This is a genomic window from Arthrobacter sp. NPDC092385, from assembly GCF_044755105.1.
In the GTDB taxonomy this organism is placed as follows: domain Bacteria; phylum Actinomycetota; class Actinomycetes; order Actinomycetales; family Micrococcaceae; genus Arthrobacter_D.
Genome location: NZ_JBIVQL010000002.1, coordinates 1 through 11,730, shown reverse-complemented (window position 1 = coordinate 11,730; position 11,730 = coordinate 1). Strand labels below are relative to the sequence as shown.

Sequence of the window (11,730 nt, the reverse complement as noted above, 5' to 3'; positions counted from 1 at the left end):
GATGCAGTTTGATGGCATTTGTCTACGTTCAGTTTTTTTGCCGAGTACGGGCTTCATTGACCGCGGGCCCCGGCTTGCCTACGTTGGGGGCATGCGCTGGGATGCCCTGTTCGATGACCTGGAGTCGCAATTGCTGACGGCCGCGTCCGTCCGGGAAGAAGGCGAGATCAGGGACCGCCTGCGGTCCGAGCAGTCCCGCCTGACGCTCGTGCAGCGACTGACATGCCAGATCGGCCGGCCGATGGACGTCTCCACCACGGGCGGTAGGTCGCTGACCGGAATCCTGACGCACGTCGGTTCGCAATGGCTCGCACTGGCGGTCGAGGGCAGATCCGTCATCGTGCCCCTCTCGTCGCTGCAGTCCCTCAGGGGACTGGGGCGCGCCGTGGGGCAGCCTCTGTCAGGTGTCCACGCGAAGCTGGGCACCGGATCCGCGCTGAGGGCGTTGTCACGGGACAGGGCGCACGTGGCGGTATGGCTGGGGTCTCCCGCCTCCCGCTTCACCGGTGTGATCGATCGCGTGGGAGCGGACTTCTTCGAGCTGGGACTCGTCGCGCCGGGAGATGAGAGGCGCGCGTCGAACGTCCGCGACGTCCTGACGGTGCCGTTCGCCTCCGTCGACTCCCTGGACGCGACCGGCGCGACGGACTAGGGGCTGGAAGGGTGGGGTCGTCCGTGCGCGACGTCCTCGTCCCCGTGTCGAGGACGGACCCGGTCGCCGTCGTCGACCTGCCACCGACCGGTCAGGCGAGTGGCGTGCTGTCGGCTTCGTTCCTCACTGCGGAGGCCGTCTTCTCGTACGCCTTGGCGATGTACTCCTCGAGGACCCGGGTCTCCACGCGCCACTGGCCGCGGCCGCCCACCTGGATCGCAGGCAACTCACCGGACCGCACGAGGGCATACGTCTGCGACGAGCTGATGTTGAGAATTTCTCCCACATCGGCGAGGGTGAGAAAACGCCGCTCGGCCACGGGCCCGCCTTTCCTGGTGATCCTGGTATGCCTCCAGTCTGCCATCGTCCATGGCGGATGACCGGCATTTCCACACTTTGACCCGGTTTGCGGCAGATCGGTTCCTTTGAGGCGCCGCGTGCACAACAATTGCGGTGGGCCGTCCCGCGGGGACGGCATCGATGTCAGGGGGACGACAGTGAGTACCGACACGCGCTCCGCGCAGCGGCCCAGCGAGGCTCCGCGGTTGAAGAAGCCGTCCTGGAAGGACCCCCGGCTCCTCGTCGGTCTCCTCCTGGTCCTCGCTTCGACGGCCGGAGTCATCGCCCTCATCGGCAGCCAGAACACCACGACGGAGGTGTACTCCGCACGGCACGACATCGCCGTCGGATCCGACCTCTCTGCCGAGGACTTCGTGGGTGTCCCGGTCCGTCTCGGCGACTCGGCCGATTCCTACCTGCCGGTCTCCGAGGGGATCCCCGAGGGAGCGGTGGCCACGAGGCTCGTCACGCAGGGGGAGCTCCTACCCTCGGCCGCCATCGGCACCCCCGACGAGCTGGACCGGAAGCCTGTCGGCCTGTCGGTCGCGGACCCCCTGCCCACGGGGACCGCCGCCGGCGACCGGGTGGACATCTGGGTCTCCCTGCGGACCGACACGAACACCTACGAGGAGCCCCGGCTCCTCCTCGAGGCGGCTGAGGTGGCGGAGCTGACCGTGGGGGAGTCCGCCCTCGGAGGGAGCGCCTCCACTCTGGTCCAGGTGCTCGTCGACGACGAGGCGATGCCGGAGTTGCTGAACGCGCTCTCCAACGATGCCCGGATCGCCGTCGTCCTGAACCCGGGTGCCGGATCGTGAGCATCCCCGTGATCACGCTCGGATCGGTGGCGAGCGCCTTTGTCCCGGGCCTCGAGCAACTCCGCGGCCCGGTCACCGTGGTGCGCCGATGCGACGAGCTCGCAGAACTGGTCGCCGCCTGCCAGACCGGCCTGGCCCGCGCGGCGATCATCGCCCCCGGTGCCGCGGAGCTCACTGCGTCCCTGATCGACAGGCTGCGCTTCGCCGGCGTGGTCGTCGTCGCACTCACCGACGGCGCCGTATCAGCGGATACGACGGCGCTGGAGGGTGTCGAGTACGTCGGGGCGTCGGTCGAGCCCGCGGTACTCGCCGCAGCGGTCTCGCGGGCCGTCGAGGGCTTCGACGCGGCCGTCGGCCCGCGGGGTTCCCTCGCCTACGCGGATCCGCTGCATGTGCCCGACCGCGCCGCGCCTGGCCCCGTGGAGGTGGTCGAGGGGTCCCGCGACGGGCGGATCACAGTGGTCTGGGGCCCGCCGGGAGGCCCGGGGCGCACCACCGTCGCCATCAACATCGCCGCGGAGCTCGCCGCCGCGGGCACCTCCGTGCTGCTGGTCGACGCCGACACGTACGGCGCGAGCATCGGGGCCTCCCTCGGCCTGCTGGACGAGTCGTCCGGACTCGCCCAGGCCTGCCGCATCGCCGACCAGGGCGGTTTCGGAAGCGCTGCTCTGGCACGCATAGCGGTGAGCGTAGCCATCAAGGGCGGCCGCCTCAGGGTTCTGACCGGCATCACGCGGCCCGATCGGTGGCCCGAGCTGCGTCCGGCCGCCCTCGGCCAGGTCCTCGAGGCCGCCCGCTCGCTGGTGGAGGTCACCGTCGTCGACTGCGGATTCTGCCTCGAAGCCGACGAGGAACTCAGCTTCGATACCCTCGCTCCTCGCCGCAACGGTGCCGCGCTCCGGAGCCTCGAGGCAGCGGACTCGGTCATCGCCGTCGGGGGAGCGGACTCGATCGGGGTTCCCCGGATGGTGAAGGCACTCTCCGAACTGGCCGACGCCGTCCCGACCGCCGCACCCCGCGTGGTGTTCAACAAGGTGAGGGCTGCGGCGGTGGGCCGGGCGCCGGAGACCCAGTTGCGTGAGGCATGGGAGCGCTTCGGGCCGGGTGCGGCCATCTCGGACTTCCTGCCCATGGACCATGCCGCCGCTGATCAGGCCCTCCTGGCGGGCACCGCTCTGCTCGAGACGGCGCCGACCTCACCGTTGAGGCTCGCGATCGCGGAACTCGCCGGGGTGCCGATCGGCGAGAGGCGGAACCGCGGGCTCGGGCGGCGCCTGCGTGACGTGAAGTTTTCGGGTAACACGGATAGGCTTCCACGGTAAGAGGTCGCAATGGAGCGGCCTTTAATTTCGTTACGGAGGCCCTCCCCATGTCGTCTGGATCCAGGACAACGGATCAGTCAAGCTCGGACACTTCACGGGAGGATTTCGTAGAGCACTACTTCGAGCATCTTGCCCGCGAAGATGCCATCGGGTACCTTCCCACAGACCTCCGGCAGCGCGCCTTCGCCCACCGCGACCTCGCCGAATCCCGCGAACCGGGGACTGCCGCGATCGGTGTCATGGACCAGGGCAATTCGAGTGTCGTCATGATCGTCACTGACGACATGCCCTTCCTGGTCGACTCGGTCACGGCCGAACTCGTGCGGCAGAGCGCGGCCATCCACCTCGTGGTCCACCCGACGTTCCTCGCGGTGCGCGACGACGAGTCGCATGCCCTCGCGGGCCTCAAGCGCGTACCGTCGACCGCCGGCGCCTCGAGTGGGGACACCGCCGCGCTTCCCAATATCGCCGACCTCACGGGGACCATCGGTCGCACGGCCCAGATCGAGTCCTGGATCTCGGTCGAGGTCGCCCGCCTGTCGGACCCTGCAGCCAAGCAATCCATCATCGAGGGCCTCCACCGGGTGCTGGGCGACGTACGCTCCGCCGTCGAGGACTGGCCGGCCATGCGGACCACGGTCCGATCGATCGAGGCCTCGCTCGGGTCGATCGCAGGCGCGGAGGGTATCCCGGACCTTCGACAGGCGCAGGAACTCCTGCAGTGGCTCGACGACGGCAACTTCACGTTCCTCGGATACAAGGAATACGACCTCGTGACCGATGAGGACGGCCAGGATGCCCTTTCGGTGCGGGAGGGCAGCGGTCTGGGCCTGCTGCGGCACGGCGGCGGGGGAGGGCACCTGCAGCAACTCACCGCCGCGGGTCGGGCGAAGGCACGGGAGCGTCGCGTCCTCGTCATCACGAAGGCGAATTCCCGATCGACGGTGCACCGCGCCGCGTACCTCGACTACATCGGCATCAAGAGCTTCGATGCCCAGGGCAATGTGAACGGGGAACGGCGGTTCATCGGCCTGTTCGCCACCAGTGCCTACACGGGATCGGTCCGCAACGTCCCCCTGGTACGCGACAAGGTGGCCGAGGTCCTGCACCGTTGCGGGTTCCCGTCCGATTCCCACTCCGGCAAGGACCTGCTGTCCATCCTGGAGACGTACCCGCGCGACGAACTGTTCCAGATCGAGGTGTCCGATCTGGTCGCCACGGCGCTGGGCATCCTGCGCCTGCAGGAACGCCGGCGCACCCGGCTGTTCCTGCGCCCGGACGTCTACGGACGTTTCATGTCGGCGCTCGTCTACCTTCCGCGCGACAGGTACACGACCAGCGTCCGACTGCGCATCGAGGAAGAGCTGCGGGCCGCCCTCGACGCCGACACGATCGACTTCGAAGCGCGGATGAGCGAGTCGGCCCTCGCCCGCCTGTTCTTCCGCATCCGGTTGCAACGCGGCGCGGAGATCCCGGAGGTCGACGCCGCGGATCTCGAGGAGCGCCTGGTCCGCGCGGCCCGTTCATGGTCCGAGGGCATCGTCGAGGTCGCGCAGCACCGGTTCGAGCAGGACACGGCCCAGCGGCTCGCAGCGCTGTGGGCCGAGTCCTTCCCCCCCAGCTACCGCGTCGACTACGAGGTCGAGGACGCGCTCGAGGACATCTCCCGGTTCGAGCAGCTCGCAGCCGCGGAACCCGGTGTGCCGCAGCTGCACGTCTACGTGCCCCGGCGGCAGGACTTCGGTGACGCCGAGGACGCCCGCCTCAAGCTCTACCTGACCGAGGCGAAGAGCCTGACGCAGATCCTTCCGTACTTCCACAACCTGGGCCTCGAGGTGCTGGACGAGCGCCCGTTCGAGATCACGCGGTCCGATGGGCGGTCCTTCTTCCTCTACGACCTCGGGCTGAAATACCCCGCGGGCATCTCGCCGCTCGGAACGGCGCCCCTGCTGCAGGACGCCTTCAGTGCTGCGGTCGCCGGGAACAGCGAATCCGATGCCTTCGACCGGCTCGTCCTCAGCGAGGAGCTCGGGTGGCGTCAGGTGCTCATCCTGCGCGCGTACGCCAAGTACATGCGGCAGATGGGCAACACCAACTCGTACGGCTTCGTGGCGGACACGCTGATGCGCAACGCCGCTGTCAGCCGCGCACTCGTCGCCCTGTTCACGGCCCGCTTCGATCCCGATCTGGACGGCGATCGGGGCGTCGCATCGGAGGCCGCGCGGACAGCCCTCGACGAAGGCCTCGAGGGTGTCCCGACACTCGATGCGGACCGCGTCCTGCGGACGTTCGCCAACCTCATCGAGGCGACCCTCCGGACCAACTACTTCCAGGACAAGCGCCACGTCAGCTTCAAGTTCGACACCGCGCGGATCGAGGGCGCGCCGTTCCCCCGCCCGAAGTTCGAGATCTGGGTCTACTCGCCCCAGGTGGAGGGCGTCCACCTCCGCTTCGGCAAGGTCGCTCGCGGCGGCCTGCGCTGGTCCGATCGCCGCGAGGACTTCCGCACGGAAGTCCTCGGCCTGGTGAAGGCGCAGACCGTCAAGAACGCGGTCATCGTGCCCACCGGGGCCAAGGGCGGCTTCTTCGCCAAGCAGTTGCCGGACCCGGCGACCGACCGGCAGGCATGGCTCGCCGAGGGCCAGGCCAGCTACCGGACCTTCATCCGCGGGCTCCTCGACATCACGGACAACGTCCTCACGAACGGCACCACCGAATCCGTGGTACCGCCGGCCCGGGTCGTACGGCACGACGACGACGACACCTACCTGGTCGTCGCCGCCGACAAGGGGACGGCGTCGTTCTCCGACATCGCCAACGAACTCTCCGCCGAGTACGACTTCTGGCTCGGTGACGCCTTCGCCTCCGGGGGATCCGTCGGCTACGACCACAAGGCCATGGGCATCACGGCACGTGGCGCATGGGAGTCCGTGAAGCGGCACTTCAGCGAATTCGACGTCGACACCCAGACCGACGACTTCACCGTGGTGGGCGTGGGCGACATGAGCGGGGACGTCTTCGGGAACGGCATGCTCCTGTCCGAGCACATCCGCCTGCTGGCGGCTTTCGACCACCGCCACATCTTTCTGGACCCGAATCCGGATGCCGCGGTGTCCTTCGCCGAGCGCCGGCGGCTGTTCGAGCTCCCCAGATCGAGCTGGGAGGACTACGACAGCGCGCTGATCAGCAGCGGCGGCGGGGTCTACCCGCGCCAGGCCAAGTCCGTGCCCATCTCCCCGGAGGTACGCGAAGCACTGGGGCTCGACCCAGGTGTGACGAAGCTCAGCCCTCCTGAGTTGCTGAAGGCGATCCTTCGGGCGCCCGCCGACCTGCTGTACAACGGCGGCATCGGTACGTACGTGAAGGCAACGGACGAGACACACGGGGACGTGGGTGACCGCGCGAACGACGCCATCCGCGTGAACGGCAACGAGGTGCGGGCACGGGTGATCGGCGAGGGAGGAAACCTCGGCATGACGCAGCGCGGGCGGATCGAGGCTGCGCTCGCCGGAGTCATCCTCAACACCGACGCGATCGACAACAGCGCAGGCGTCGACTGCTCGGACCACGAGGTCAACATCAAGATCTTCGTGGACCGGATGGTGCGTGCCGGCCGTCTGGAGCCCGGGGAACGGGCCGAGTTCCTGCATTCCATGACCGACGAGGTCGGCAGGCTGGTGCTGCAGGACAACATCGACCAGAACGTCCTCCTGCTCAACGACCGCCAGCGGGTCATCGAGTGGAGCCCGAGCTACGAGCGCATGATGGACTGGCTGGAGAAGAAGGCCGACCTGGACAGGGGACTCGAAGCGCTGCCGACCACCGCCGAGCTCCGGAAGAGGATCGACGGTGGCCGAGGGCTCACTTCACCCGAGCTGTCCGTGCTCGCCGCCTACGCCAAGATCGAGTTGACGAAGGTCCTGTCGGCCAGCAACCTGGCCGACGATCCCTACTTCAGGGGGACGCTGCGCCGCTACTTCCCCCGACGGCTCGTGGAGCGCTTCGACGACCTGCTCGACACCCATCCCCTGCGCCGCGAGATCATCTCGACCGTCATCGCCAACGACATCATCAACCTCGGCGGCATCACCTTCGCCTTCCGGGTGATGGAGGAGACATCGGTGTCAGAGCCCGTGATCGCGCGCGCCTTCGTCGCCCTGCGCGAGATCTACGCCCTGGACGAGACCCTCGAGTCGCTTGCCGCGCTGCCGGCCGACTTCCCCACCGATCGCTGGACCACGGTCCACCTGGACCTGCGGCGTCTCCTGGACCGCGCGGTGCGGTGGTTCGTGCACCACGTGGAGCAGGGCACCTCGGTGAACGAGGACATCGATGCCTTCAAGCCGCTCGTCGCCCCGTTCCGGGCGCGCCTCTCCGAGTACCTGCGCGGATGCGACCTCGAGCGGGCGCGTGCGGGCATGGCGACCGCGACGGCGTGGAACCTGCCAGGGGAGCTCGGCCAGCACTGGGCGGAGCAGTTCGAGTCCTTCGCGTTGCTGGATATCGCCCACAGCACCCGCAGGGTCGACGAGCCGGTCGAGAACATCGCGAAGGTGTACTACGCGGTCTACGACCGTTTCGAAGTGGACAACCTGCTCGAGCGGATCACGAAGCTGCCGAGGACGGACCGCTGGCAGGCCCTGGCCCGGGCGGCCCTGCGGGACGATCTCTACTCGACGGTCGCCGACATCACCGTGGCCGTCATGCGGGCGTCGCAGCACCTGCGGGACCAGGACGCGGGGGACCGCCTGCTGGCGTGGCAGGAGCAGAACGCCGATCAGCTGCAGCGCGCCAGCAACATGTTCGCGGAGGTCAACCTGCTGGAGCAGGACGACATCTCGTCGCTCTCGGTGGCGCTCCGCCTCCTGCGGTCCATCGTGCGGTAGGGCGCGGCTCGCGGTCTGCGTCAGGGGACCGGGAGTGACAGACTGGACCCTGCGGCACCTCGTCCTGCCGGTCCGGTCCGTCCACGGGCACGCACGCAGGCCGGCTTGACGCGACCGGCCCGAGCAACAGAGAGATCCCATGGCTATCTTCACTGACCCGATCCGCGAGTATGCCGGATTCGAACCCGGCGACGCCGAGTGGCTCCATCTCCTCGTGGGGGACTGGCAGATGGTGGCCGATCTCGCGTTCGCCGACCTGGCCCTGTGGTTCCCCCTCGACGGAGGGGGCTATGTGGCCCTGGCGCACGCCCGGCCGTCGACGTCGCACACCGTCTTCCACAGCGACTTCGTCGGCGAGCGCATCCGCGCCGACCTGCAGCCGCTCGTCGACGTGGCCTGGCGCTCGCAGAAGATCGAGCGGTCCGGCGAGACGAACTGGACCACCGAGATGGCGATGCGCGTCGAGGCGGTGCCGATGGTCCGCAACGGCCGGACGCTCGCCGTCGTGACGACCCACATGGACCTGTCGAGTTCGAGGATGCCGTCGAGGCTGGAGCTGACCTACCGACAGTGCGCCTACGATCTCCTGCGGATGGGCACGCTCGGGCTCTGGCCCGACTTCGCGACGCCCACGGGGTCGCGTCGCGGCGCCCCGCGAGTGGGGGACGGGCTGATCCGCCTCGACGTCGACGGGATCGTGCAGTACGCGAGCCCGAACGGCGTCTCCGCCTTCCGGCGCCTCGGCGATGTCGAGACCCTCGAGGGACGTCCGCTCGCGGAGATCACGACAGCACTGCTCAAGGATCGGAGAATGGTCGACGAGACGCTGCCGCTGGTCGTGACGGGCCGCATGCCGTGGCGCACCGAGATCGGCTCGCGTGGCGTCAGCCTGTCCCTGCGCGCCATCCCCCTGCGGGACGAGAAGGAGCGTTTCGGGGCGCTCGTCCTGTGCAGGGACGTCTCCGAACTCCGACGCCGGGAGATGGAGCTCGTATCGAAGGACGCGACCATCCGTGAGATCCACCACCGCGTGAAGAACAACCTGCAGACCGTGGCGGCGCTCCTGCGGATGCAGTCCCGCAGGATGGTCAGCGAGGAAGGCAAGCTCGGCCTCGAACAGGCCATGCGGCGGGTGTCGACGATCGCCCTCGTCCACGAGACGCTCTCCCAGGGGCTGGCGCAGAGCGTCGACTTCGATGAGCTCATCTCGAGGCAGTTCCGCCTGTCCGCGGAAGTGGCGTCACCCTCGCAGGCCGTCCGCACCGAGCGGAGCGGGGACTTCGGCGAATTGCCGAGCGATCTGGCAACGCCTCTGGCGTTGGTGATCAACGAACTGGTCACCAACGCCGTCGAGCACGGACTGTCCGGACGGACGGGCACCGTCTGGCTGATGGCGAACCGGCGGACGGAGGCCGACGGCGAAGAGATCCTGCGGGTGACGATCGCCGACGACGGCGTCGGGTTGCCCGAAGGGGGCCATGCGGAAGGACTGGGCCTGCAGATCGTGCGGACACTCGTGACGAGCGAACTCGGCGGCACGATCGAGTGGAGCACGCGCCCCGGTGGCGGTACATCGGTGACTCTCGAGCTCGGACTGCGCCTGAACCAGGGCAGCTGACCGACATCCGGGCGGGTACGACGAAGGGCCGCCCGGTGTGAACTGGTCCCCGGATGTTGGACTGGCTAAGTAAGTAGGTTAGGCCGCGAGGGTCTGAGCACGGTATCGCACCGGGCTCAGGCCCTTGAGCTTTGTGGAGATCCGCTCGGTGTTGTACCAGCGGATGTACTCGTGTAGGGCTTCAGTGAAGGCGTCGGTGCTGATGAAGCGGACCCGGTGGAACAGTTCTTCCTTGAGGTGACCGAAGAAGTTCTCCATGACGGCGTTGTCGTAGCAGTTGCCCTTGCGGGACATCGACTGGTGTGCGCCGGCGTCCTGGAGCAGACGCCGCCAGGAGGCGTGCTGGTATTGGAAACCCTGGTCCGAGTGGACCAGCGGCTCTTCTCCGCCCTTGAGCGTTGCCAGGGCTTCTCGGAGGGATGTGTTGGTCAGCTCCAGATTCGGTGATGAGCTGATCGAGTAGGAAATGATTTGCCGGTCGAAGAGATCCATGACCGGTGAGAGATAGAGCTTCCGGTCGCCGACACTGAACTCGGTCACATCCGTGACCCACTTCTGGTTCGGCGCGTCCGCTGCGAAGTCCCGGTCCAGCACATTCGCAGCGATCCTGCCCTGCTCGCCTCGGTAGGAGCTGTAACGCTTCCTCCGCCGGACCTGACAGGCCAGCCGCAGTGATCGCATCAGCTTTAGCACGGTCTTCTTCGCGACCGTCCACCCCTGCTGGGTGAGGATGGTGTGGATGCGGCGGTGCCCGTAGCGTCCGTGGTTCGCCGTGAAGATCTCTGCGATCGCGGTCTTGAGCTCCTGACGCGGATCCGGGCTCTGGAGCCGGGCCTGGTGGTAGAAGAACGTGGACCGGGCCAGGCCGGTGACCTCGAGCAGCACCGGGAGCGGGAAGTCGGCCTTGAGGGCGATGACGGCCTGAACCTTCACCGTCGTGGTTCCTGCGCGCTCAAGGCCCGTAATTTTCCCAGGTACGCGACCTCCGCCCGTAACCGTTCGTTCTCCCGCCGCAACCGTTCCAACTCGGACACCTGCGCAGGCGGTAAGGACTTGGGGCTTCTGGGTCTGCCCTTGGGCTTGGGCCGTAACCCGTCGGCGCCGTCGCGGCGATACTCCCGCACCCACTTCTCAAGGAGCAGAGGCGAGGACAGGCCGGCTTCCGTCGCGAGGTTCAGTGACGTCTCACCCGCGATGAACCGCTCCACCAAGGCGAGCTTGACCTCGAACGAATACACCTGTTTCGGCTTAGCCACCAGCGCTCCTCGACCATGGATCGTCCACCGCCGATGCAGACGCCTCACCGGTCCACGAGACACTCCCAGCAAGGTCGCAGCGCCTGTGTCCGCGATGCCCTTCTCGAACAACGCTACAGCCGCTTCACGCTGCTCCACCGACAACGAACTACGTGCATGCATAAAAATGCTCCCCGGGAGTCGAAACTGAATTTCTCAGTCCAACTTCCGGGGAGCAGTTCAGTGGGCGGCCCTTCGTCATGACTCCGGCTCGTCGTCCGGCTCGACCGGGTGCGCCCCGGGTTCGATCAGGAAGCGCGGCGGGCCCTTGCAGCCCTCCGCTTGAGCGCACGGCGCTCATCTTCACTCAATCCGCCCCATACTCCGGCATCCTGCCCGGATTCGATGGCCCACTGCAGGCAGGTGTCCTGCACCTGGCAGCGGCGGCAAACGCTTTTGGCTTCCTCGATCTGAAGAAGCGCCGGCCCGGTGTTGCCGACCGGGAAGAACAGCTCCGGGTCTTTGTCCAGACAGGCCGCGCGACTACGCCAATCCATGGTGATCACATTCTCCTCTGCCCTCACCTACCGTGTGCTTGTGAAAACATTCACGAGGGGGCTCATAGTAAAGGGGCCAACTTGGGCCCCCTGGGTTTGCACTGCTTTTAAGGCTGTCACGTTACTGACCGGTAAACAAGGGTTTCACCGGTCGAATTGACCCGATCGGTGAGTGGTATGTCACAACGTCGCCGTGCCGTGCGCACCTAGGTGTACTGAGACAGGACGTTGGTTGCAGGGTGAAAGGGTGAAGACCTCTTAGGTTGGTGGTTACCACACACGCCAACGACTAAGAGGTCTTCATGT

Annotated in this window: 9 protein-coding genes; 5 read left to right on the top strand and 4 right to left on the bottom strand. The window is 67.4% G+C overall.

Going from position 1 to position 11,730, the window contains the following annotated elements; all coding sequences use genetic code 11:
- Positions 1-91 precede the first annotated feature (91 nt).
- Entirely contained in the window at positions 92-652 is a 561-nt protein-coding gene (locus ACIQCY_RS03175) for a hypothetical protein (RefSeq protein WP_400482447.1), read from the top strand.
- A gap of 91 nt (positions 653-743) precedes the next feature.
- On the opposite strand, the gene ACIQCY_RS03170 is transcribed toward ACIQCY_RS03175, so the two are convergent.
- A complete protein-coding gene (locus tag ACIQCY_RS03170; protein WP_400482446.1) occupies positions 744-971 on the bottom strand; it encodes a helix-turn-helix domain-containing protein in 228 nt (75 codons plus the stop codon).
- A 178-nt stretch (positions 972-1,149) separates the two neighbouring features.
- Here ACIQCY_RS03170 and ACIQCY_RS03165 point away from each other — a divergent pair, with 178 nt between their 5' ends.
- The 4 genes from ACIQCY_RS03165 to ACIQCY_RS03150 all read left to right on the top strand — a co-directional run bounded on the left by ACIQCY_RS03165 (position 1,150) and on the right by ACIQCY_RS03150 (position 9,632).
- On the top strand, positions 1,150-1,806 hold the full coding sequence (locus ACIQCY_RS03165; RefSeq protein WP_400482445.1) for a hypothetical protein: 657 nt from the start codon (positions 1,150-1,152) through the stop codon (positions 1,804-1,806).
- Positions 1,803-3,128 (top strand): CpaE family protein, encoded by a 1,326-nt coding sequence (locus tag ACIQCY_RS03160; RefSeq protein WP_400482444.1) that lies wholly within the window; start codon positions 1,803-1,805, stop codon positions 3,126-3,128. The genes ACIQCY_RS03165 and ACIQCY_RS03160 overlap by 4 nt, the downstream gene beginning before the upstream one ends.
- Positions 3,129-3,175: 47 nt before the next feature.
- On the top strand, positions 3,176-8,014 hold the full coding sequence (locus ACIQCY_RS03155; RefSeq protein WP_400482443.1) for an NAD-glutamate dehydrogenase: 4,839 nt from the start codon (positions 3,176-3,178) through the stop codon (positions 8,012-8,014).
- Between the two features lie 139 nt (positions 8,015-8,153).
- Positions 8,154-9,632 carry a sensor histidine kinase gene (locus tag ACIQCY_RS03150; protein WP_400482442.1) on the top strand — a complete coding sequence of 493 codons (1,479 nt, stop codon included), beginning with the start codon at positions 8,154-8,156 and terminating at the stop codon, positions 9,630-9,632.
- Positions 9,633-9,710: 78 nt separating this feature from the next.
- Here the strand turns inward: ACIQCY_RS03150 and ACIQCY_RS03145 are convergent, their stop codons facing one another.
- From ACIQCY_RS03145 to ACIQCY_RS03135, 3 genes are all read right to left on the bottom strand, one after another.
- Positions 9,711-10,565: an IS3 family transposase gene (locus ACIQCY_RS03145; protein WP_400482441.1), complete on the bottom strand. Its 855-nt coding sequence runs from the start codon at positions 10,563-10,565 to the stop codon at positions 9,711-9,713.
- Positions 10,562-10,888: a helix-turn-helix domain-containing protein gene (locus ACIQCY_RS03140; RefSeq protein WP_400482440.1), complete on the bottom strand. Its 327-nt coding sequence runs from the start codon at positions 10,886-10,888 to the stop codon at positions 10,562-10,564. The genes ACIQCY_RS03145 and ACIQCY_RS03140 overlap by 4 nt, the downstream gene beginning before the upstream one ends.
- 287 nt (positions 10,889-11,175) lie before the next feature.
- The gene (locus ACIQCY_RS03135) at positions 11,176-11,424 is read right to left on the bottom strand and encodes a WhiB family transcriptional regulator (RefSeq protein ID WP_055769355.1); all 249 of its coding nucleotides are present in this window, start codon (positions 11,422-11,424) and stop codon (positions 11,176-11,178) included.
- Between the last annotated feature and the right edge of the window lie 306 nt (positions 11,425-11,730).

Coding starts and splice junctions, on each gene's coding strand:
- ACIQCY_RS03175 (WP_400482447.1), top strand. CDS start 92: ATGCGCTGGGATGCCCTGTTCGATGACCTGGAGTCGCAATTGCTGACG.
- ACIQCY_RS03155 (WP_400482443.1), top strand. CDS start 3,176: ATGTCGTCTGGATCCAGGACAACGGATCAGTCAAGCTCGGACACTTCA.
- ACIQCY_RS03150 (WP_400482442.1), top strand. CDS start 8,154: ATGGCTATCTTCACTGACCCGATCCGCGAGTATGCCGGATTCGAACCC.
- ACIQCY_RS03135 (WP_055769355.1), bottom strand. CDS start 11,424: ATGGATTGGCGTAGTCGCGCGGCCTGTCTGGACAAAGACCCGGAGCTG.